The sequence below is a fragment of the Pantoea sp. B623 genome (genome assembly GCF_024814475.1).
Lineage (GTDB): Bacteria > Pseudomonadota > Gammaproteobacteria > Enterobacterales > Enterobacteriaceae > Pantoea > Pantoea ananatis.
This window is the reverse complement of sequence record NZ_JANUXM010000004.1, coordinates 3,939,207-3,964,044: the sequence shown is the minus strand read 5'-3', so window position 1 is coordinate 3,964,044 and position 24,838 is coordinate 3,939,207. Positions and strand designations below refer to the sequence as shown.

At 56.0% G+C, this 24,838-nt stretch carries 11 protein-coding genes; 3 read left to right on the top strand and 8 right to left on the bottom strand.

Annotation, left to right across the window (positions count from 1 at the left end):
* The first annotated feature begins 198 nt into the window (after positions 1 to 198).
* Positions 199 to 402 carry a hypothetical protein gene (locus NXS97_RS20435; protein ID WP_013026476.1) on the top strand — a complete coding sequence of 68 codons (204 nt, stop codon included), beginning with the start codon at positions 199 to 201 and terminating at the stop codon, positions 400 to 402.
* A gap of 184 nt (positions 403 to 586) precedes the next feature.
* On the opposite strand, the gene NXS97_RS20430 is transcribed toward NXS97_RS20435, so the two are convergent.
* From NXS97_RS20430 to apbE, 3 genes are all read right to left on the bottom strand, one after another.
* On the bottom strand, positions 587 to 2,239 hold the full coding sequence (locus tag NXS97_RS20430) for a multidrug ABC transporter permease/ATP-binding protein (protein ID WP_259232790.1): 1,653 nt from the start codon (positions 2,237 to 2,239) through the stop codon (positions 587 to 589).
* An 84-nt stretch (positions 2,240 to 2,323) separates the two neighbouring features.
* On the bottom strand, positions 2,324 to 2,965 hold the full coding sequence (alkB, locus tag NXS97_RS20425) for a DNA oxidative demethylase AlkB (RefSeq protein ID WP_013026478.1): 642 nt from the start codon (positions 2,963 to 2,965) through the stop codon (positions 2,324 to 2,326).
* A gap of 14 nt (positions 2,966 to 2,979) precedes the next feature.
* On the bottom strand, positions 2,980 to 4,020 hold the full coding sequence (gene apbE / locus NXS97_RS20420; RefSeq protein ID WP_029569017.1) for an FAD:protein FMN transferase ApbE: 1,041 nt from the start codon (positions 4,018 to 4,020) through the stop codon (positions 2,980 to 2,982).
* Between the two features lie 145 nt (positions 4,021 to 4,165).
* Here apbE and NXS97_RS20415 point away from each other — a divergent pair, with 145 nt between their 5' ends.
* Positions 4,166 to 4,279, top strand: coding sequence for a hypothetical protein (locus NXS97_RS20415; protein ID WP_013026480.1), 114 nt, complete (start codon positions 4,166 to 4,168; stop codon positions 4,277 to 4,279).
* 145 nt (positions 4,280 to 4,424) lie between these two features.
* The gene (locus tag NXS97_RS20410) at positions 4,425 to 4,574 is read left to right on the top strand and encodes a hypothetical protein (protein WP_014605391.1); all 150 of its coding nucleotides are present in this window, start codon (positions 4,425 to 4,427) and stop codon (positions 4,572 to 4,574) included.
* 35 nt (positions 4,575 to 4,609) lie between these two features.
* On the opposite strand, the gene ompC is transcribed toward NXS97_RS20410, so the two are convergent.
* From ompC to NXS97_RS20385, 5 genes are all read right to left on the bottom strand, one after another.
* Positions 4,610 to 5,737 carry a porin OmpC gene (ompC, locus tag NXS97_RS20405; protein WP_014594150.1) on the bottom strand — a complete coding sequence of 376 codons (1,128 nt, stop codon included), beginning with the start codon at positions 5,735 to 5,737 and terminating at the stop codon, positions 4,610 to 4,612.
* Positions 5,738 to 6,323: 586 nt separating this feature from the next.
* Positions 6,324 to 7,490: an HlyD family efflux transporter periplasmic adaptor subunit gene (locus NXS97_RS20400; RefSeq protein ID WP_112900138.1), complete on the bottom strand. Its 1,167-nt coding sequence runs from the start codon at positions 7,488 to 7,490 to the stop codon at positions 6,324 to 6,326.
* The gene (locus NXS97_RS20395) at positions 7,487 to 9,634 is read right to left on the bottom strand and encodes a type I secretion system permease/ATPase (RefSeq protein ID WP_116219895.1); all 2,148 of its coding nucleotides are present in this window, start codon (positions 9,632 to 9,634) and stop codon (positions 7,487 to 7,489) included. The genes NXS97_RS20400 and NXS97_RS20395 overlap by 4 nt, the downstream gene beginning before the upstream one ends.
* A 26-nt stretch (positions 9,635 to 9,660) precedes the next feature.
* Complete coding sequence (locus NXS97_RS20390; protein ID WP_019106571.1) at positions 9,661 to 11,016, bottom strand: TolC family outer membrane protein; 1,356 nt, start codon at positions 11,014 to 11,016, stop codon at positions 9,661 to 9,663.
* A gap of 661 nt (positions 11,017 to 11,677) precedes the next feature.
* Positions 11,678 to 24,520 (bottom strand): Ig-like domain-containing protein, encoded by a 12,843-nt coding sequence (locus tag NXS97_RS20385; RefSeq protein WP_116219894.1) that lies wholly within the window; start codon positions 24,518 to 24,520, stop codon positions 11,678 to 11,680.
* Positions 24,521 to 24,838: the final 318 nt, after the last annotated feature.

Genomic DNA, 24,838 nt, shown 5'->3' with positions numbered 1-24,838 from the left:
CTGATGGTTGCAATATCAGACTTTCCCGATAAACTGCTAAAAAATCACCATTATTGATATTAATTAATGAGTTAGTGATAAACCCTTAATGTCTAATGCTTCACAAAAATAACAAATAAGACAGCGGTTCATCAAACTGAAACATTTTTGTCATAAAAAAAGCTTATTCTGTTTCCTCCTGAAATCGAGGGTACAGATATGATCATCCAAGCTAAAAACCTGAAGGATGCAGAAAATTTACTGCACTCAGGTATCAATAAGGTGGAGCTGGCATACGACATCGGTTGTGACGATTTCTTTCGTCTGGCAAGTCAGTGGTGCGATCGCGGTGCGCGCATCAGCAAAGGCCAACAACATTTTGTCGTTTCACTGAAAAACTTCTCCATCCCGCCAAACGATTGATTATAACAAGCTACCAACCTCACACCGCGTTACAGCAAAGCAACGTGTGATTTCAAGCGTCAACCAGACCTTTTCTAAGCCGCTCACCCTGAGCGGCTTTATCCTTTATGCATCAACCCTCTGCCCCTCTTCTGAGTGTGGTAGTCAGGCATCGGGCAGCCTCGTCAATCGCGTTCATCAGACATCATAATCCGGTATCAGTCAGCCTGACGGCATCCAGGCTGGCGTGGTCGCGAGCATGGCCGGTTAATTCGTACAGATTACCCTCACGCATTTCCAGCAGACGATCGGCATGAATAAAGTAGTGGTCGTCGTGGCTGATGGCGAATACCGTTTTACCGGCGGCCTGTAACGCCGGCAGTAGTTCACGATAGAAAACCCGGCGGAAATGGGGATCCTGATCGGCTGCCCACTCATCCAGCAGCAGGACGTCGCGCTGTTCAGCCACGGCCAGCAGCAACGCCAGCCTTTTACTTTGCCCTTTTGACAACTGCAGATTCAGGATCTTATTCCCTTCAATCTTTAGCTTGTCCTGCATTTTAAGCTTTTCCAGCCACTGCTGAATCCGGGCGGGTGACGCCGGATCGCCTTTGCTGTCAATCAGGCGATCAAACAGATGGACATCGGTAAAGACGGCGGAAAAGTGTTTGCGCCAGAGATCGAGGTCGCCCATATCAACCGGTTTGCCATCGATTAACAGGCTGCCGGACTGAGGGCGATACAGTCCGGTGAGCAGCATGGCCAGCGTCGATTTGCCGCTCCCGTTACCGCCGATTAAAAACACCAGCTCGCCGCGCTGGAGCCGCAAGTTAACCGGTCCGACCTGGAAACCGTTATCGCCGTAGTGAAAGGTCACATCTCGCAATTCAAGCGTCTGCCAGTCGGTTTCGCCGTTAAAGGCGGGAAAGTCAGGTTCATAGGGCGCGAGATCAAAGGTATTGAGCTTGCGAAAGGCGACCTGAGCGCTCAGTAGCGTAGGCAGAGCGCCGACCGCGGACAGCAGCGGCGTGCGCAAAAAAAGCAACGTCAGGGAAAAGGTGGCCGCGACGGCCGTGTTGGCCCATCCCAGACTGTTAGCCATGTAAAACACCATCCCGATAGCGCCCAGCATCATGATGTTTGACCAGTTAACGGCACTGAGATGAAAGGTATCGGCACGCACAATATGGTGCCGGTAGGTGTTAGCGTCCTGCTGATAAACCGTTTCATAGATGAGTCTGGCGCGCTCACGGTTAAGCTGTAGCTCTTTTCGCCCCTCGATCACCGTCTGGTAATCGCGGTAGAGATTGTCTTCGACATCGCGTAGCTTCGCCATATGCTGATAAACCCGCGATACCAGCATCCAGCCGCCGATGATGGTCACCACCAGCCAGCCGCTGGTGACCAGCAGCATTCTGGGTGACAGCCAGGCAAGATACAGCGCTGAACCGAGCGTGATAATGATGCCCTGAATTAACTCAGGCAATCGGACAAAAGCGAGGGTGATTGCCCGGACATCGCTGGTTAATCCCGCCAGCAGTTGTGCGCTACCAATCTGTTCGATGCGCTCCACGCGCGTGTCCAGGATACGCTTGATAAATTCGCCACGCATGCGCCAGACAAACTGATGGCCCAGCCAGGTCAGCGCCAGCTGTGAGGCCAGCGTTACGCCCATCAGCATCACGACCTGGAACAGAAACGCGGGCAGAACAGTCAGGGAAGTATTCACGGCGACGATCATTTCGCTATTGATAAAAGCAATCATGCCAATACCCAATGCGGCACTCAGCAGGGTGAGCAAAATTACGCCAATAAACGGCCAGCGATACTGGCAGAAAACCACATTCAACAACTCCATAAAACCTTACCAGACATGAAAATCAGCCTGCAGTGTAATGTGATGGCAAATGATAGCAATAGTTATTCGCACTTTGCGCGGGGGTTAAAAAGCCCGCCTGAATGTCAGGTTATAGCGAAAGGCGCCGGTGAGCGGATGGATGCCCGCCTTGAGCGGCAGGATGCCGTGATAGCGCAGTCGCGAAGGCCCGCCCCACACCACCACATCGCCATGTTCCAGCAAAACCCGCTGTGCATGGTCGCCCCGCTCAAAGCCACCAAACTGAAAAACCGCCGCCAGGCCCAGGGACACTGAAACGATGGGCTGGCGTAAGTCTTTTTCATCCTTGTCCTGATGCAGCGTCAGCTTAGCGCCGGGTTCGTAGCGGTTAACCAGGCAGGCATCCGGATTGAAGCCCGGGAAGCCGGCCTCTTCAGCCGACTGCTGCGCTAGCCGGCGAAACGCATCCGGCATTGCCGGCCACGGACGTTGACTGCTGCTGTCCTGTTCACTGTATCGGTAGCCGCGCGCATCTGTCGACCAGCCGAAGTCCCCACAGTTGGTCATCGCAACGGACATGCGATGTCCGCCCGGCGTGATGCGGTGCTCAAACGGATTACATTCTGCTATTGCCATCATGGCCTGATACAGATCTTCCGCTTCATCGCGTGCGCGACGGCGTAAAATCACCGCGCCATCAGCCAGGGGTTCTTGCCAGGGTGAGGCATCACTAAACAGATCCAGCATAGCGGTTCTCTCAGTCAGTCAGATGGAATAATAAAAGCAGAGAACTGGGGCGACATCCAGCTGACGAAGCGATCGCCTTCCCGGGTGATTAAATACACCGCCAGTTTCTCTTTAATCGCCAGCGCTTTGGCTTTTTCAGTACCTAACACCATGAGGCCGGTGTCCCAGCCATCCGCTTCCAGCGCCGTAGTGGCAATCACGGTCGCTGACACCAGCTTATGGTCAATCGGGCGGCCAGTCGCGGGATCGATAATGTGTGAAAGACGTTTGCCGTCTAGCTCATAATAGTTTCGATAGCTGCCAGATGTACTGATGCCGTGTCCCTGCAGGTCTACCCGCGCCTGCACGGCATTTTCGCGATCGGTCGGTTTCTGAATCGCCACCCGCCATGGCTGGTTCTGCGCATTCATCCCGCGGGATAGCACAGCCCCCCCCACCGAGACCAGATAATTGTTAATCCCCTCCTGTTCCATCAGTCGCGCAAGGTGATCGGTCGCAAAACCTTCTCCCACCGTGGAGAGATCAACATACAAGCCTGGCAGATCCTTCTGTAACCACTGGCCTTCGCCTCCCTGTATGACACGTAAATGTTGTAAGCCGGTCAGGGCTTTGGCCGCGGCAATCTGGCTGTCATCCGGAATATGGTTGGGCTGCTTATCGGGGCCAAATCCCCATAAATTCACCAGCGGCCCGACCGTAATATCCATGGCGCCCGAGGTTTTTTTGCCGATACGTAGCGCAATCGTCACGATATCAGCCATGTTTTCACTCACCGGCTGAGGCGTTGTTGCACGACTCTGATTAAAACGTGACAGCACTGACGTCGGTTTCCACGTCGAGAGTTCCGCATCATCGGCATCCAGTCGTTGCTGGATGCGCTGTTGTAGTGCCGCTTTGCGTCCAGCCTCCACGCCTGCCAGGCTGACTCGCCACACCGTTCCCATCGTTTTGCCTTCCAGCACCATGGCGTCATGGGCTTTGGATGACGTGTCGTCACATCCCATTAACAATGACATTAAAGCTACAAACAGGAGATTTATCTTAAAACGCATCATTATTTATCCGTAACAGGTCATCTGTGCATATTTCAAAGCACAAACACTAAGTAAAGTAACTTAAACATGGTTGATAAAACTTATTAGGTCGATCACACTGCTACGTTCCGCTCGCTCCTGAGAGCGTCAGAATAAGGAGTCACAGATGATTTATGTAATCCTTGCCGCTGTGCTGGGCCTGTTCGTATTAGGAAGCTATAAAACATGGCAGCAACGCCGTAATCGCAACATGCCAACCACTTACCTGCGCCGTCGTTGATCGCCCCTGCACCATTTAAGGTCATCAGCCCCCTAATTCGCGCGCCATTGTAGCAAAATCACCTGTTTTTCCGTGGCTATGAGAGCGGTTGGGCTGGCACGATTCCTGCACCAGAAACCTTAACTGTGTTGCTGAGAGGTGTGGGATGGATAAGTCGGAAACCGTGATGACTGCGATGCAAAACTGGCTGAGTTTTGCTGCGTTTACACTTTCAGGTGTGGCATTCGAGGGGGCCAGATATGGCAACGTGATCGTGCCACAGGATGATAACGAGCCGGAACACCCGGCAGATTAATAAATCAGGGAGCGCACGGGCGCTCCCTGTGACATTTAGAACTGGTACACCAGTCCTACGCCCACCACGTCATCGGTATTAATGCCGGCGGCCTTGGTAAAGTCGTTGTCATCGAGTAAGTTGATTTTATAATCAACATAGGTCGACATGTTTTTGTTGAAGTAGTAAGTCGCACCCACGTCGACATATTTCTTCAGATTCTGTTTGCCCCAGTTCTGCACATCGGTGCCGCGCGAGTTAACGTATGCCAGAGAAGGACGCAGACCAAAGTCAAATTGGTACTGTGCCACTAATTCCCAGTTATCAGCCTTGTCAGCATAGCCGTAGGCCGTGTTTGGCTGATTAGCGCTTGTGCTGTCGCCAAAGCTGATCGCGTTATAGGCGCGCGTGTACATCGCAGCCAGATAAATGTTGTTAGCATCGTATTTCAGACCACCGGTATAAGCTTCCGCTTTATCTCCGCGGCCCAGAATGCCCGGCGCATTGCCATTTTGGTTGTTGGTACGATCCGACTGGAAGGTTGCCGCACCGATACCGAAACCGGAGCCCAGATCGTAGGTCGTGCTCAGACCCCAGCCGTCGCCGTTTTCACCCAGCACATCACGCCCGCCGCTTGCTTCCGTTGGGTTATCGTTTTTACCCTGATACTGAACTGCAAAGTTCCAGCCGTCTACCAGACCGAAGAAGCCGTTGTTGCGGTAGGTCGCCATACCGTTGCCACGCTGGAACATAAAGTTGTCTGCGCCATAGGTATCGCCACCAAACTCAGGAAGAACGTCAGTCCATGCGCCAATGTCGTAAGCCACACCGTAGTTACGACCGTAGTCGAATGAACCTGCATTGCCGAATTTCAGTCCTGCAAAACCAACACGGGTGTAGCTGTTTGCCGTACCCTGTGCTTCTGAATTGTTGAGCGCCGCCTGGTATTCCCACTGGCCGTAGCCGCTCAGTTGATCTGTTACCTGGGTTTCACCCTTAAAGCCAAAACGAACATAAGACTGGTCGCCGTTGGCACCGTCGTTGTCCGAGAAATAGTGCAATCCGTCAACCTTGCCGAACAGGTCTAATTTATTGCCGTCTTTATTGTAGATTTCAGCCGCATTTGCCGAGCCCGCTGCTGCCAGTAATGCCGGGATCGCCAGGGAGAGAATGTGACGCTTCATTTTTATTACCCTCTGTTATGTGCCTTTTATATTTGCCACTGCAAACCGATGGTAATATCGGTCGGCAAACCATTGTTGTTTCATAATGGGTAATAATCCATCGTAAAAATGCTACTAAATTTCCGAAAGTGTTTCATGATCTGTAAAATTTATTGCTATATGTAAATAAAGGGGAACTTATTAGCCGCACGGAGTGATAAAAAATAAAGCACAAAATGACAACCGCGTTGAAAATAATAGCTATCACAATGATTTTAGTGGGAATAATCCTAAGCACTCAATGGTAAAACTTATTATTCGCCAGCCAATATACTTACTCCCGCTATCATCATTTATTTCTTATCTTCATTCACCCCGAATGATTTTTTTTACCCTTATATATCGCCGGGCTTATTGCCCGGCTTTTTTTTTGCCTGAACGTTGTCTGTATTGTCTTAGAGAGTTGAATAGCCGGGATAGCTGCGGGATTCTTCACCGTATTTATGGGTTTATTTCGCGCAATATACCGCCTCAGCAGGTAAACTTCAGCGGCTAATTTATCACGCAGCGTAACTAAAATACGTGACGTCAGAAAACGTGAGCTATATTAGCGTTCACGCATCGATTCTTTGACTTTATTCAACGGCTTAAGCAAATAGTCCATGACAGATTTCTGCCCCGTTTTGATCTCCACATTCGCCACCATGCCTGGTACGATAGGAAAGCGTCGTCCAGCCCTGTTGATGAGTTCTGCTTTTTGCGTACGCACATAAACCCGGTAGTAATACTGGTCGCGCTTAACTTCATCCTGCAACGTATCAGGCGAAACGGTTTCCACCACGCCGGTTAAATCCCCGTAAATGGATGAGTCATAGGCTGTGACTTTCACCACGGCTGCCAGCCCGGGCCGGATATAAGCGATATCACGGGGATTGATACGGGTTTCAATCAGTAACTGATCTTCCAGGGGGACGATTTCCATCATTTTTGCGCCGGGTTCGAGCACACCACCTACCGTGGTGACCTGAATATCTTTAACGATGCCGCGCACGGGTGAATAGAGCGTGGCGCGCGTCAGCTGATCCTCTTTGCCTGCGGCTACCTGTAGCTGGGCATCGAGTTCAGCATTGTTTTTCACCTGCTCCTCATGAGCGCGGACCAGATAGTCGTTACGCGCCTCGTCGATTTTTCCACGCAGATCGCTGACCTGGCGGCGCAGGCGAATCACTTCAACCTGCCCCGCCGCGCCTTTTGCCACCAGCGGTTCAGTTAACCGCAGCTCATCCTGTACCAGCCGCAAAGACTGTTGCAGGTTGTTGATGGTCTCGGTGAGGTTACGCCGACGCGATTCATACAGCTGTCTCTCACGCGCCACCAGCTGCGGCTCTTTTTGCGTCTCAGCACTGAATTTAAGTGGAATCCCCGACAGTTCAGCATTGAGCCGTTCCGATGAAGCACGCAGCGTACGAACTCTGGCCTGTACTTCACCAAAGTTGGACTGAAACCGGGTTGGATCCAGCGTGGCCAGTATCTGGCCCTTTTCTACAATATCGCCCTCGTGCACGTTGAGCTGCTTAACGATGCCACCGTCCAGGCTGTCAATGACCTGGGCGCGCGTAGATGGCGTAACCTTACCGGTCCCGACGGTTACCTCATCAAGAATGGCAAAGTGCGCCCAGATCAGGAAAAAGACCAGCGCCGCCGTACACAACCAGATGATCGCGGAGGTGCGCCGCTCATGTCTGGCAAGGTCTTTATCGATGATCACACTCATACCGTACCTCCCTGTGTCGCTTCCGGGACGTTCTGAGTGGCGCGCCGCAATATCTGCTCTTTCGCACCGTCGGCAATAATGCGCCCGTTATCCATCACGACAATGCGATCGACCATCTTCAGCAGCGCGGGGCGATGCGTCACCAGAATCAACGTGCGCCCACTGATCCAGTCCTGCATTTGACGGATGACATGCTCTTCAAGCTGCTCATCCATGGCGGCCGTTGGCTCATCCAGCAGCACCACCTGCGGCTGGCGCAGGATCATTCGACTGAGCATGATCATCTGCCGCTGTCCACCTGACAGCCCTCGCCCCCCTTCATTGATCACGCGATCCAGACTGGCCGCATCCTGCTGAACCAGCGACAGCGCGCCACTGATCCGTAACGCCTGCAGCATTTCCTGTTCGCTGGCGTGGGGATTGCCGAGCAGCAGATTCTGCCTGAGCGTGCCAAAAAACAGCCGCGAATCATGGGACAGCCAGCCAAGCTGGCGGCGCAAATCGGTCGGATCGATATGTGCCATATCCACGCCGTCCACCAGCACTTTTCCCTGGCTGGCCTGCGCCTGGCCCGCCAGTATTTTTAACAGGGTCGATTTGCCCGCGCCCACCTTCCCCAGAATGGCTATTTTCTCTCCAGGCTTAATGTTCAACTGCTGCACGTTGAGCACGTTTTTTTCGTTCTCTTCGTCGTAGGTATAGTGCACGTTGCGCAGTTCAAAGTGGCCGGTCAGGGTCGGACAGTGCGCCATGGTGGCCGACTCGGGTTTATCGAGCGGTTTTTTTAGCAGCTCATCCAGCCCTTTCATCGCGGTTTTGGCGTGCTGCCAACGAGAAAACACCATGGTCAGCTGCATGAGTGGCGCGATGGTGCGCGAAGAGAGCAGGCTACAGGCCACCAGCGTACCGGTGGTGATTTGTGAATCCAGTACCAGATAAACCCCGAACACCAGCATGCCCGCGTAGGTCAGTTGCTGCACGGTGGAGGCCCAGCCGGTCAGCCTGGCGCCCCACAGACGTTGCTGATTGCCAATCGAGGCGCTGACCTCGTGGGTTTGCTCCCACTGGCGTTGAAAGTAAGGCTCGGCCTGCAGCGCTTTGATATCCTCAATGCCTTCTATCGTCTCGACCAGCACGGCATTCCGCAGCGCGCCTTCGCGCAGCCCGGCTTTTGCCAGACGCGCCATAGGGAACTGCACTAACATCCCCGGAATAATAATGAGCGGAATAGCAGCCAGCGGAATCAGCACCAGCCAGCCGCCGATAAACGACATGATAAACAGGAACAGTATGACAAAGGGTAAGTCTGCGGCAGCGCCGACGGTGGTTGAGGTCAGTAACTCACGAACCTGATCGATTTCACGCAGCTGGGAGATGAAAGAGCCAGTGGATTTAGGCCGTGACTCATTGCGAATATTCATCGCCCGGGCAAACAGCATGGCGGACACTTTCAGATCGATGCGTTTCCCCATCAGGTCAGAAACCTGCGTTCGCATCAGGCGAATCAGATATTCAATGGCGGCGGCAATGAGCACGCCGACAAACAGCACCCACAACGTCGCCTCGGACTGCGCCGGGATAACCCTGTCGTACACCTGCATTGAGAAAAGAATACCGGCGAGTGCCAGGACGTTACTGATTACCGATGCCAGAGATATTTCGCCGATTCGCCGGCCCATGCCGCGAAAGTTTTTCCAGAACCAGTGTGGTTCATAGGGCTGCACGAATTCATCAATGCGGGCATCTCTTCCGCGCGCGGCCACGCCAATCACGCCAATGTCCCCCTGCGCTCTGGAGAGCAGGCTTGCCAGCTCGCCTTCCCGAATGACATCGCCGCCTTCACTAAGCCAGTATCGCGCCCCGCCCTCGCCATCGATTTCTTCCAGCACGGCGATGCTGTTATTTTCCATCACCAGCACCACGGGCGTGATGTCCTGCCGCCAGCGCAATTGGTTCTGCGGCACCATGGTTAAATGAAGACCCAGCAGCCCGCACAGGCGATCCCGCTGCTGCGCCACCGGCAGGTGTTCAAACCAGCGCATTTGCTGGCGAAGCGTTTTGCCCTCTGCAGGCTTACCGAAGCGTGCCGCCACGCGCAACATCGCAGCAATCCAGTTATCGGTTGTCGGGTTTTGTGCACTCATTGTTCGCGCCTTTTAAAACGGGTTGGCTATTGCAAAGAAGGAAGAAGGTCACCGCTGTTTTTTTGACGATCGATACCCATGATGTCGAGCAGGTTATCGACGGCAGCGGCGTAACGGACGGTGGCATCCCACCCGTCATAAAGCGCAGTGATTCGCGCGCTGTCGGCCTGAAACACATCCTGCTCAACGCTAAGCAGATCGTTCAGGCTGCGTTTACTGAGCCGGTACTCATCGGCATACACGTTGCGCGTATGTTCAGCGCTGGCTAACTGCGCCTCTCCCGCCAGTTGACGCTGCTGAGCACCGATCATATCGGCGTAAGATGTGGAGGCGTTTTGATTAATCGTGAGTTTGGCTTGCTGTACCGCAGCCTGGGCGGCCAGCCGATCGCCCTCCGCTGACTGGGTTTTGGCATTGACGAGACCGCCCTGATAGAGCGGCGCTTCTACCTGAAGCTGGACTTCATCGTCCCAGTATGAGCGGGTATCGTTTTCGTAACGCGTCCGGCCAGCCTGAACCTTGATGCTGGGCCAGTGACCCGATTGCGCCTGACGGACCCGTTCGCGGGCGGCTTCCTGTTTGTATTGCGCACTGCGCACCGATGCGCTGTTTTCATAGGCGATTTTGTCCAGGGTAATTTGCTGTTGTAACAGCGCCTGGGGCAGCTCAGGCAGCGTGGCAGGCACCACGCCAGTCAGGACGGTAAGCTGCGCGTTGGCAGAACGCAGTTGGGCCAGATACTGTTCACGCGTGGCATGCATGGCGGCGATACGGGTTTCGGCCTGCAGCACATCTGACTGAGAGTTGAGCCCGGCATCTGCACGCATTTTGGCAATGTCGCGTACGTGCTCCAGCGAGGCGATATTCGTCTGTGCCGTGGCGGCGAGTGCCTGATAACGTTTGACTTCCAGATAAGACTGTAAGGCCTCTTTAGCCACCTGCGTCATGGCGTCAAATAACCCGAAGCGGTAGGCATCTGACAGGGCATGCTGCTCGTCAATGGCACCGTTAGTGCGGCCAAAGTCATATAACAGCTGGCTGAGGGTGATTCCGCCGGACCCATTGTTATTCAGACTGCCAGATGAGTCGGTTTGATGTGAGCGCCCCGCGGCCCCCTGAAGCGATATCTGGGGATACCAGGCGCTTTGCGCGGCACTCAGATCGCCTTCACCAATATGAATCTGCGCCGCCGCCTCGGAAATTTTTGGGTTGCGTGCGAAGGCTCGAAGGATGGCTTCCCGCAGGGTCAAAATGGCGACCTGCTCTTCGCTGGGTGCTGCGCGCCAGTTGAACTCCGCTTTCGGTAAGGGGGCGGCAAATGCCGCGGGCAGGACCAGGCCATTCAGGACGTAAAAAAACAGGGCTAAACGCGCTTTGTTCATTATTCATACCAACAGGTTTTCTTATGATCATTCGATGACGTCCTGGTGATTTCAGTATGTAAAAAAAGCAAGGGCACGATAAGCATCACGCATTTTATTGTTAATTTATTTAATGCGTTCAGTAAAGACCGCTAAGCGCGAGTTACTATTAATAGTACATACAGAGAAAGTGGTCATGTTAAAAATCACCAATTATCAAATATATTTACTGAAAGGCGATTTTTTAAACAGACACAATTCCCTGTCACTACTTAAGATAAAATTAACGACATCGATTTTAAAAAAGTCATATTGCTTACCATTGAGTCACGAGCGGCCGTCAGTCGGAACGCTGCACTCTCAGGTCCTGGAAGGTCTCGTGATTGTGATTAATGAAGCGGTTGTCAGGCAAGGCGGCATCAAAAGGCGACGATTACGCTTCCTGTCGAACCGGCGTTAATCTGCCCGTTACTCTGGGTCGGTACAGCGTTACCCGAAGTCAAGATAAAACGGCCTGTTTCATCTATCCGTTAGTGGCCGGATGCCCTCACGGCGTGCTTACCCCATGCTGACATGTTGCCAGGAAGAGTGGCGGAATGTTGAAAGCCACGTTGCAGAAAAAAAGCAGCGGAAGCTTGCGCAACCGCTGCTGTGGGTAAGTGCTTAACGTGAATATCGTATGTTAAACGATGTGTACCTGCAGATTGTGTTGAATCAGAACATCGCCCAACGTGTTGTCATTGGTGAGCGCCGAGTTATGGTAGACCTCGTAGGACTGACCATTCACCATGCGTTCGCCACTGATTTCCCACGTGCCCCCCTGGCCATTGACCAGCGTGACAAGGCTACCGTCAGCCCCTTTAATCACCAGGTCATCGCTTTGTTGGTCAGTGATATTCAGCGCCTCGTTGAGATCCAGCTTCACAGCGTTCGTGCCGCTCTGACCGAGATCGAGCACTTCAATGTTTTCCACTTTCAGACCAAGATCGGTCAGATCCAACGTCAGATGATCGCCGTTCAGCACCAGCGTATCGGTTCCTGCACCGCCATCGATATGGCTGAAGTTCAGATCGCTGACCACAACCGTATCGGCACCACTACTCCCATTTACCGATGCGCCTTCCACGATGCTGCCATCTGCCAGCGTAATGACCACCCCGCCAATGCTGTAACTTTCGTCAACAGGCGTGTCTGTTACGGCTGCCGTGTCAGCGACTGCCGCCGCCGCGACTCCGGTATTGTCCTCCGACGCATTGACCGGCGCGGCCACATCGGCTTCGGTGGTCAGCGTTGAAGCCACGTGCACCGTCGGCGTTGCCTCTTCAGTGGACTGCGTGTTGTGCTGCGTATCATGGCCCGCCGCGGTTGCACTGTCGTCCACCAGTGAGAACAGCGCAACGGACTCGGTCGTTGACGCCGTGGTAACCGGCAACAAAGCGCCTAACAATAGCGTATTGGTCGTGGTGTAGCTGTTGCCCGCCACATCCGTAATCGTGACCTTCGCCAGCGTATTGAGCGACAGCAGCAGTCCCCCAACCGATAACAGCGCGGGGCTGAAGTTAGCCGCGTAGCGTCCGAGCGCATCCGTGGTGGTGTTAATCGTCGGCCCATTGCTGCCGTTAGCCAGCAGCAGCGTAACGCTGACTTTTGACCCCTGAGCCGCATTCAGAGAGCCCCCCTGCACCGTCAGCCCGTTGATCAGCGATGACACCACACTCAGCACAGGATCGACGCCCAGAAGCGGCTGATTGTGCGACAGCGCCGTGAAGCTGCTGGTGGCTGTGGTGCTGTTACCGCCCACGTCGGTGATGGTAACGGCTACAGAATGGCTGCCATCCGCAATGCCTTTCAGGGTGGCTGACGGCACACTGATACTCCAGGCACCGTTACTGCCAATCGTCGTGGTGAAAATGTTGCCCGCCACGTTGACGGAAACCCGTCCCCCAATCGCGTTACTGCTCGTACCGCTAATGGTTTCTGCAACATTCGCCTCGGCAATATTCAGATAACCATCCCCACCAAAGTAGCTGTTGATGCCCGCCGTTGGCGTGGTCCGGCTGGCAACGCCCAGCGAAGCCGAGGCATTACCGCTGTTGCCCACGCCATTCGTCACGCTTGCCGTGACGGTATAGAGTCCATCCGCGATCGCCGCGAGATTAGAGGCCGAAACCGGAAGGCTCCAGTTGCCGTTGCTGCTGACCGTGGTAGTAAAGGTCTGGCCGCCAATCGTCACCTGCACCAGCGACCCTTCCGCATTGGTCGCCGTACCGCTAATCGTCTGGGTGGTTTTCACATCAGCCACGCTTAATGCGTTATCACCAAACAGCGAAGTAATGGTTACGGCGGGTGGGGTATTACTGATGACGGTCAGGCTGCCGCTGCCTGTCACGGTGTTGCCATTCACATCTGTGGCAGTCACCGCAACCGCTTTAAGGCCATCGCTGATACCGGTTAAATCACCTTTTGGCACGCTGATTGTCCAGTTGCCACCGCTGATCACTTTCGTTGAATAGGTAATGCCGTTGAGCGTAGCACTTACCGTCGCCCCGGCAGCCAGATTCGATGTCCCGCTGATGGTCTGGTTAGAGGCCAGGTCCGCAGCGCTGAGGATGCCGTCACCAAACACGGTATTGACCGTCAGGGTGGGTTGAGTCAGCCCCAGCTGCACACCGCCGCTGGTGGAGGTGGTGTTACCTACGGCGTCGGTAACCGAGGCACTCACGGTAAAGTTACCGCCGAGCAGCGTAGCCAGAATGGCGGGGGAAACCGTGGCCGAGAAGGTGCCGTCGTTGTTAACGATCGCCGTTGCCGTGGTATTACCAATCGCCAGCCTGACGGTACTGCCTGCGGCTACGCCGGTGGCGGTACCGCTGATGGTCTGGGTGACCAGCGACTCGGCAATATTCAAAATGCCGTCACCAAACAGTGGGTTGAGCGTGACTTTAGGTAAGGTGTTAATCCCTACCGTGGCCGACGCCGTGCTACTGGTCGTATTCCCTGCCGCATCCGTGACGCTGACGCCGACCGTCAGCGTACCGTCCGTCAGGCCCTGGAGCAGCCTTGGCGTCAGTGACACAGCAAAGTTCCCGCTGGCGTCCGTTGCCGTCACGATTTGCTGGCCGCCAATCGTCACTACGACACGGGAACCGGCCTCTGCACCGTTCACCACGCCGCCAATCGTCTGGCCCAGTAACGCATCCGCGGCATTTAACAGGCCATCGCCAAACAGCGGACTGATCGTGAGGGTAGGCGCGATGGTATCGACGCGAATACCGGCGCTGGTAGAGGCGGTGTTACCGGCCTGATCGGTGACCGTGGCGCCAATCGTGAGATTTCCCTGCGTCAGAGTACTCAAAATATCCGGCGCAACCGTGGCGGTGAACGTGCCGTTGCTGCCGACCGTTGCCGTGACCTGGCTGTTCCCCACGTTCAGCGTGACCACCGAACCGGCAGCAACGTTATTCACCACGCCGCTGATGGTCTGGCTGGTGGCAATATCAACCAGGTTAAGCACGCCATCACCAAACAGCGACGTCAGGCTGATGGTCGGCGTTTGTGTGAAGATACCAATGGTTGCGCTATTGCTGGCTACGTTACCGACGGCATCGGTGACAGTCACGCCCAGCGTCAGATTGCCATTAAGTAAGGAAGAGAGATCGCCGGACGGCAGCGTCACGCTCCAGTTGCCCCCGGCTTGCACCGTGGTGTTATACGTCTTCGTCCCTAGGATAACGGTCACGCGTGAGCCCACTGCCGCGTTCTCGATAATCCCGCCAATCTGTTGATCAACCGCGGCCTCGGCAATATTCAGCAGATTATCGCCGCCAAACAGACCGGTCAGGTTATCCACGACAGGTACGGCATTCACGATGGCATTGACCGTTTCACCCACGCTGCGGCTGTTGCCTGCTGCATCGGTTAACGTCACGTTCAGGGCCAGTTCACCGTCGCTCAGCAGGCCGAGAACACTGGGGGGAACAACAATCGCCCACTTCCCGTCCTGGCCCACGGCGCTGGTCAGGGTCGTGCCGCCGATCGTGACCGCGACAGTTGCGCCTACGCCTGCAGAGGTCGCCGTACCGGTAATGGTCTGGGCAATCGTGGTGTCGATCGCGCTCAGCGTGCCGTCACCAAAGACAGAATCCACTACCAGCGTCAAGGCGGCATTGACCACTTTGTTCACGGTAATCGTGGCATCCGTCTGGTTGCCAGCCTGATCGTTGACGCGCACGCCAAAGACCAGCGCACCGTCGTTGAGGCTGGACAGCACCTGCGGCGTGAGGTCAATGCTCCAGACGCCGTTAGCGCCAATGATCCCGGTGGCGACAGGGGCGCCATCGCCCACGTACAGGGAAATGGTTTGTCCCTCTTCCGCACCGGTTGTCCGGCCCGTTAATACCTGCCCGACAGCAACATCGGCGGCGTTAATCAGGTTATCGCCGAGGAAGGCGTCAATCTCAATCAGTGGTGCTGCGGTATCGACGTTAATGGTGCGGCTGGCACTGCCCACGTTGCCGGCGGCATCGGTCAACTGCGCATTAATGGTCGTTTCACCGTTGGCCAACGCCTGCATATCACTGGCTGGCACGCTGGTAGACCAGGTGCCGTCGCCCTGCACGATCCCCGTGTAGGTTTTGCCATTCAGGGTAACCGTTACCGTACGTCCCGTTTCGCTGGTGTCCGCCGTACCGCTAATGGTCTGACGCGTTGAACTTTCACTGGCGTTAACCACATCGTCACCCGTGAAGCTGTTAATCGTCAGTACCGGTGCCGTCAGATCGATCTGAACGGTGCCGCTGGTGGTCACGGTATCCGTTCCGTCGGTGGCATTGACGGTAATCGTGACCGGGCCATCAGTGCTGCCAAAATCACTGACCGGTAAGGTTGCCGTCGTCCAGTTGCCGTTAGCATCAATCGTCGTGCTGTAGTCCACGCCGTTGATCACGACGGTAACGACACCGGTGGCACCGAGATTTTGTGACGTTCCACTCACCACGACGCCACCTGCCTGCTGATCGACCGTGCTGATGATGTTATCACCCGATACGGTGCCCAGCGTGACCAGCGGTCCTGGTGGGGGTGTAAGATCAACCGGCACCGTCAGATCCTGCGTGACCGGGTTGCCCGCCAGGTCGCTGACGGCAAGCGTTAACGTGGTATCCGGTGCGACGAAGGTGCTCATTTGTTCTGGCGTCAGGGTCAGACTCCAGGCGCCGTTGGCACCGACAACCGCCGTACCTAACAGCGTGCCGTTATAGGAGACAGTTAACTGTGACCCGGTCTCCGCACCGTTAGCGATGCCGCTTAACACCTGAGGCTGAATACTCTCGGCATAATCCAGCCCATCATCACCTGCAAACGTCACGCCGGTGATCGTTGGCGCTGTTGTGTCGATTACCAGGGATTCGTTGAGCGTCGTACTGTTACCGGCAGGATCGGTGACGGTGATGGCTAACGAATAGGTGCCATCGGTTAAGGCGCTCAGTTGCGCGTTACTCAACGGCAATGTCCAGCTTCCATCCGCCGCTATCTGGGCAGTGAAATCGGTGGTGCCGATAGTCACCACAACCTGTTGCCCGGCGCCGGTTTCACCGGTATTGCCCGTCAGCGTGATACCGTTCTCGACGTCAGTGGCGTTGACATAGCCGTTGCGTGGCAGCGGATCCACGCTCGGGGCTGGCGGTGTCAGATCGGCGGTAAAGTCAAACTGTGCCGTAGCCGGATTACCCGTTGCATCCACCACATTCACCGTCACGCTGTGCGGGCCACTTCCGATGGTATTCAACGCATTAGGTGGGATCGTGACGCTCCAGTTACCATTCGCATCAACGGTACCCGGATAGCGTATTCCATCCAGATCCACGCTGATACTTGCCGCCTGGTTTGCACCGAGGCTACCGGTCGTCCCGGTCAGCGTTACGCCAGCAGCGGCCTCGCTGATGTTCAGCACGTTATCACCACCAAACTGCAGGTCAGTAAAGGTGGGCACGGGAACGGTGACGGCGGTGACCACATTGAGCGTAGTGCTGTCAGTGTTGCCGGCAATATCCGTGGCGTTGACGGTAATAACATGACTGCCGTTGGGGATCTGCGCCATCTGCGCCGGCGTCAGGACCAGTGACCAGCTTCCGTCCGGCAGAACGGTTGCATTCAGTGGCAAATCGTTATTAAAGCCGCTGATGGTCACCGTTACTGTCTGGCCCTCGCCGCTGATACCTGTCGAGCCGGTCAGCGTCTGGTCTTGTGCCGCTTCAGCCGCATTCAGTGCTCCGTCACCGAACGGCAGAGTCAGGCTGACATCCGGCAGGGTTTGTATTGCTACCACAATGTTGCTGTTTATCGTGGCCGTATTGCCGTTGGTGTCCGTCATGGTTACCGCAACGGGCCAGTTACCGTCTGGCAGCGTCTGCAGTAATGCCGATGGCAGAGCCAGGGACCAGGTGCCATCACCGTTGAGCGTGGCGGCATAGGCCGTACCGTTGACGGTTACCGTAACGGAGGCGGCATTATCAATATTCAGGTTGCCGCTCAGGGTGCCATCTGCCTGCGCCTCTATCGCGTTGATACGGCCATCACCAAATGGCGTGTTCAGCGTCGGTTCGGGGATAGGTGCCGTGGCCGTCGTAAAGTCTTGCGTAACGGCAACAGAAGTATTACCGGCCCGGTCAGTGGTGATCACGCTGATCGTGTGCGTTCCGTCTGCCAGACCGGCAATCACATCGGGCGGCAGGCTGGCGCTCCAGTTACCGTTCGCATCGACAGAGACGGTTAGTGGCGTGCCGTCTACGCTGACGCTGACGGTTTGTCCATCGCCAAACGGCGTGGTGCCGGTAATCAGCTGCACGGAGGCGGCTTCAGTGGTATTAATCACATTATCGCCAAACAACGTGGCGGCTATGGTCGGATCGGCCGGTACGGTCACCAGAATCTCAATGCCTGCGCTGACTTCAGCCGGGTTGCCTGCCGCATCGTTGGCCGTCACCACCACCTGGGTCAGGCCATCGGGTAAGGCATCGAGCGCGCCCGGCGCCAGCGTTAAGGTCCATGCACCGTTGGCACCAACGGTCGTATTAAACGGCTGATCGCCGATCGTCACCGTGATCGGGCTGCCCTCTGGCAGATTAGTCGCACTGCCGCTCAGGGTGAGTTCACCGGCAGCATCGGCCTGACTGACAATGCCATCACCAAACGGCGTATCCAGCGTCAGCTCCGGCAGTGTGCGGAAGGCCACATCCAGCGTGGTGCTGGTGTTGGTAGTGACATTGCCGCTGGCGTCCGTTGCGGTAATCGTCAGCGTCTGGAGCCCGTCATTGAGCTGCTGCAAATCCGCGGCGGGGATTGCCAGTGACCAGACACCATTCTCATCTGCACTGGTGGTGTAGGTGATTTGGTTCAGGACGACGGTGATCTGCGCGCCCGGATCGCTGTTGCCATTCACGGTCAGATCCTGCAGCGACTCGGCCAGATTAAGCGATGTGCCTGCACTCAGGCTGATATCACTCAATACCGGTAATGTCGTGTCAATCGCGACATTGTGGTTAGTCAGGGCGGTATTACCTGCCACGTCATTTGCCGTGACGACAAAGGTCTGTTGCGAGCCGGAAGGCAGACCACTCAGAGCCGAAGACGGCACGGAGACCGTCCAGTTACCCGCCGCGTCAACGGTGCCGGTGTAGCCGACGTTGTTCAGCGTGACGGTCACTACCGTTCCCTCTGCCAGTTGCGTACTGCTGCCGCTGACATCCAGATCCGCTCCGGCTTCAATGGCGTTGATAATGTCATCACTGGCGACCACATCCACGCTCAGGGTCGGCAGCGCCGCGCCACTGGCAATAACATTAAGGGTCGCATCGCTGCTGGTCGGGTTGCCTGCGCTGTCGGTGGCACTCACCACCACGCTCTGAGGACCGTCCGGTAAGACACTGACGTCAGCCTGTGGAATGGTCACCGTCCAGCGGCCATCTGCCTGCACTTCTCCAGTGTAGCTTTGCCCGTTGAGCGAAACGGTGATCACCTGACCAGCGGTCAAATTCGTACTGCCGCCGCTGATGGTTAAGTCCGCAGCCGCTTCGCCCTGGTTAAGGTAATTATCCCCGCTGATGGCATCGAGGGTCAGTACCGGAAGCGACGCGCTGTCTGCGACGCGCGTCAGGGTCTGGGTGAGCGTGGTCTGGTTGCCTGCGGCATCGGTCAGCGTGACGTCCAGTGAGTAAGGGCCATCCGGCAAGCCCTGCATGACGCTGGCGGGTATCTCAAGAACCCAGGTACCGTCAATCAAGACAAGGGTTTGATAGGTTTCGCCCTGAAGCGTCACCGTCACCGTTTGCCCTGCATCGGCCAGCGATGCTGTACCTGAAACGGAAATATTTTGCAGAATTTCCAGCGAGTTAATCTGATTATCACCGGTTACAGGATTCAGGCTGAGTTCCGGTGGGGTAAAGTCAACGGTGATTGCGCTGCTCAGGCTGCCGCTGCTGCCTGTCGCATCGCTAACGGTGACGACAAGCGTATTTGTGCCTTCGGGCAAGGCCTGCAGGACGGTACTACTCAGCGTGACCGTCCAGTTGCCCTGAGCATCCACCGTGGCTGCATAGTCATTACCGCCTAGCGTGACGGTCACAATCTGGCCTGCGCCGGTCAGCCCTGTCGTGCCCGTCAGCGTTTGTTCACTGGCTGCCTCAATCTGACCCAGGTAGCTGTCGGCAAAAGGCGTATCAATGCTTATCGCTAATGTACCGGTCGCCACGGTAATATCACGGGTTTCAGTTGAAAGGTTCCCCGCCGGATCGCTGACGCTCACCGTCAGGGTATAACTGCCCGCTGCGACGTCTGCCAGGGCGCCCGCTGGCAGCGCAAAGCTCCAGTTGCCGTCAGCACCTACCGTGGTGTTCCATACCTGGTTATTCAGGGTGATGGTCACAACCTGCCCCTCGCCCGCATCGCTGCTGCCGCTCAGGACGATCGGCGCCGTGCTTTCTGCGGCGTCTACGATATTGTCCCCGGCGACGGGATCAAGCGTCAGGGTCGGTGGCGTGAGGTCAACATTAACGTTACCGCTTACCTCGCGGCTGTTCCCTGCCGCGTCCGTGACCGTGACGGTATAGTCCGTGCCGCCTTCATTCAGTGCGGCTAAGGCATTGGCAGGAAGACTCACACGCCAGTTACCATTTCCGTCTACCGTACCGGTATAAACATTGCCGCCCAGGGAAACGCTCACGGTCTGGCCCACACCGCTTACGCCGGTCGTTCCGCTAAGCTGCTGTACGCTGGAAATATCCGTGGCATTCAGGATCCCGTCGCCGAAGGCCGTGATCACCACAGGGTTGGGAACATTGTTAATCGCGACATTGAGCGTGGCTGAACTGCTCAGCGCCGCGCCCGTTGTATCCGTCGTCGTTACGGTTAAGGCCGCAGGGCCATCCGTCAGGGCTGCCAGAGCGGATGGTGGGACGATCACGCTCCATGTACCGCCAGCAGAGACCACGGCGGTGTAAGTGACATTATTAAACTGCAGCGTGACAGTGCTGTCCGGTGCCACATTGACTGTGGTTCCCGTAATGATCAACGGTTCCCCCGCCTCGTTGGCATTCAGGAAGTTATCTCCGCTTATCGTATCAAGCGCCACACCGGAAGCATTACTGTTGACCGTCAACGCAAGATCCGTCGAGGTGGTATTGCCTGCGGCATCGCTGACGGCAACCGTATAGGTGGCGCTACCATCGGCCAGCGCCGACAGAACGGAAGCAGGAACAGTGAGGCGCCACGATCCGTCCGCCAGAACGGTACCGCTAAACACGTCACTGCCCACGGTCAGCGTCACAACCTGCCCCGCCTCCACGTTGGTGGTGGTGCCCGACAGTTCCTGATTGACCTGACGTTCAGCGCCGTCAACCAGATTGTCACCGGCAAACGGGTTTAGGGTCAGCGTGGGTAATGAAGCCGCATCGGCTTTCACCGTCAGGCTGCTGGTGTCCGTTGTGATATTGCCCGCGGTGTCGGTAGCAGTGATGGTCAGGGGATAGCTGCCGTTGGTCAGATCGCTCAGTGCCGCAGCCGGTACTTCCAGCGTCCAGCTCCCGTCCGGATTGGCGGTGGTGCTGACGGTGGTTCCGTTAATGTTGACTACGATAACGGCATTACCTTCGCTGTTACCGCTCAGGACCAGGGGCTGCTGAAGTTCAACTGCATTAAGAACACCATCGCCAGACGGTGTTGCTACCGTCAGGGCTGGCGGTAAAGTATCGACCGTCACGCTGCCGGCGGCATTACTGGTGTTGCCGGCAATGTCGGTAAGGGTAACCGTATAAGGCACCGATCCCTGTGGCAGTGTTGAGAGCACCGCTGAAGGAATGTTCACCTGCCAGTTACCGGTGTTATCGACAATACCGGTGTAGTTGACGCCATTGAGCGTAACCACTACGCGCTGGCCTTCCCCGGTTACGCCACTGTTGCCGGTGATAGCACCGCCCGCTGCCGCTTCACTGCCGTTCAGTACGCCATCGACAAACGCATCGCCCGGTGTCGCAACCGGTACATCGGTCGCCACAACGTTGATATTCGAGGTGCTGGTTGCCAGCGTATTGCCGTCCGCATCGGTAATGGTGGTGGTAACAGGAAGCGCGCCGTTGGGTAAGCCAACGAGGCTGCCCGCCGGCAGCGTCACCGTCCAGGTGCCATCCGCGCCTACCGTACCGGTGTAGTTGTTACCGTTAACGGTGACGTTAACAATGCTGCCTGCCGGGATATTGCTGGTGCTACCGCTAAGCACGACCTCACTCGCCACGTCATCGGCATTAAGATAATTGTTGTTTCCTGCCGGAGCCAGGGCAACGCTGCTTCCTGTTGCGTCAACCTGGAAGGTCAGTTCGGTGCTGGTGGTATTACCTGCGGCATTCACCACGGTGACGGTCAGAGCCTGACTGCCCTCAGCCAGCGTTGCCAATGCTACGGGTGGTATAACGATGCTCCAGTTACCGCTTGCTTCTACCGTACCGGTATAGGTTATACCGTTAATGGTGACGCTAACTTGCTGTCCGGCCTCTACGTTTGTTGAGGTACCGGTGAGCGTTTGTGGCAGTTTTTGTTCTGAACCATCCAGCACGCCATCACCCGCAAAGGTGCCGCTGTTCACACTCAATGTTGGCTGCACTTCTGGTGCCGTTGCGACGTTCAGTTCGCTGGTGAACGTCGTCTGACTGCCATTGGCGTTGGTAATGGTGACTGTAAAAGGATTTCTACCCGAGGGTAACGCGGCCAAATCGGACTGATCGATACGCAATGACCAGCGTCCATTGGTGCTGACCAGCGTGCGGTAGAATCTGCCGTTAAGTGACATCGTGACCTGATCGCCATTCTGCCCGGTACCGCTCAATATCAGCGGCTGGGTCAGATCGCTTACGCTGAGCGTATTGTCACCGCCCACGGGATCCACACCTAATGAAGGCGGTTGCGTATCGACATTGACCGTGCTGGTCTGTGTCACCACATTCCCGGCCTGATCGATCGCGCTTACCACAAGCGGATTATTGCCCTGTGGCAGTGCAGCCAGATCGGCCGCAGGTACGGTCACACTCCAGCTTCCGTCATTATTTACTGGCAGGTCATAGATTTTACCGCCGAGCTGAACCTGTACCTGCTGGCCAGCCCCGGTGACACCGGTATTGCCGCTTAATACCTGATCGCTGCTGCTTTCGGTATTATTGAGAATACCGTCACTCAGCGAGCCGCTATCAAGCGAGATGGCAGGCAGCGTAGTGGCCTGCAGGGTCATATCGGCGGTGTTGGACAGCAGATTACCATTGGCATCCACGGTGCTGATGGTGATTTGTTTCACCCCATCACTGACGCCACTAAAGGCACCGGACGGAATGATGACGGACCAGAGTCCATTGGCATCCACGGTGCCGGTGTAATCGACACCATTAAAGTTCACAACGACCTGCTGCCCCTGGGCCACCCCTGCGACCGATCCTTTTACGGTCAATCCTTGAGCTGCTTCCTGAGCGTTAATAAAACCGTCGCCCCCCAGCGGCTGCGTGATAACCAGTGTACCTGCTGCACCTGCTGGCGCTTCGACGGTAAACGGCTGACTGTCTGTCGCATTATTACCTGCGGTGTTCGTCACACTTGCGTCGATGGTGGCCGCACCCGCCGCTAACCCAGCAAGCGCTACCGACGGCACGCTCAGGCTCCAGCTGCCGTCCGGCCCAACTGTGGTGGTGTAGGTCTGGCCACCCAGCGTCACGGTGACGGTCTGGCCCGCCTCCACGTTGCTGGTGGTGCCGGACACCAGCTGATCGCTGGCCTTCTCGCTGTTGTCCAGGACGTTGTCACCGGCAAAGTCATTCACCGTTATCGTCGGTGGGCCTGGAGGGGTAACCGGTGCGTCAACCGTAATTACCTGCTCAGCACTGGCCGCCGTTCCCGCCGCGTTGCTCACGGTCACGTTGAGCGTGGTGGTGCCCGCGGCCAGCGCGGTCAGCGCTGCAGAAGGCACGCTCAGGCTCCAGCTGCCGTCGGCCCCGACTGTCGTGGTATAGGTCTGGCCGCCCAGCGTCACGGTAACGGTCTGGCCCGCCTCCACGTTGCTGGTGGTGCCGGAGACCAGCTGATCGCTGGCCTTCTCGCTGTTGTCCAGGACGTTGTCACCGGCAAAGGGATCAAGGGTCAGGGTCGGTGCGCCCGGCGTGGTAACGGGCGCGTCAACCGTAATCACCTGCTCAGCACTGGCCGCCGTTCCCGCCGCGTTGCTCACGGTCACGTTGAGCGTGGTGGTGCCCGCGGCCAGCGCGGTCAGCGCTGCAGAAGGCACGCTCAGGCTCCAGCTGCCGTCGGCCCCGACGGTCGTGGTATAGGTCTGGCCGCCCAGCGTCACGGTGACGGTCTGGCCCGCCTCCACGTTGCTGGTGGTGCCGGAGACCAGTTGATCGCTGGCCTTCTCGCTGTTGTCCAGAACGTTGTCACCGGCAAAGGGATTAACGGTCAGGGTCGGTGTTGCTGGCGTTCCAGGCGTTCCCGGTGCTGCCGGTGTGTCACCGCCTCCGCCTCCGCCGCGACTGGTGCCCAGTGCTAAACCCCCCAGTCCCAACAGGCCAACACCACTCGCCGTCATCAGGCCGGTAGAAATATTGCTGTTATCAGCCAGCAGGAGCGGCTCCACGTTATCAAGTGACTCAAATCCGGGCGTCACGGATGTTGTCGCTAAATCTGTTGCGCCTGCCGTCGTGGGAAAGAGTGCATGCTCTGGTGGGTTCACGCCATCATCAAAGACCAGTTCACTGTGGTCGCCTGCGGCATCGTCGAGGAAGAATTTTTTATAGCGAACGGAGCTTCCGTCACGCATCTGGACGATGAGATCGTCGCCCTGACGTTGGTATTGTACGACAGCCTCACGCGTACCATTAATGCGTACTACGCTCGGTTCATTAAGAGTGATCGTTTGCGTTAAGCCGCCGTCGACCTGAGACGTAAGCGTACCATTTGCACGGGAAATGATATCGACGCGACTTTGAGTGAGTTCTGCCATCTTGACCTTGCTCCACCAGAATATCTAATTAGCTGAAATGAAAACCATAAAAATAAGTTATGATTTTTCATTGACGTTTTTTCATGCTGTGTATCGGAAAACGTTTCAGCCTGGCGGAGGCGGTTTAAGCAAACAGGCGAAGTAAAAGGCAACTCCGCAAGTAGTGACTTTGTTTTTTTAACATTTGTATTAATCGATGCTCACAAATGGCAACATCGTGCAATCAATACTTAACTGTCTGCGTTTAAAAATCAATCATAAGATGCAGTTTTATTTATGAATTAATAAAAATAACATTAGCAATTTTTGTGATTTATC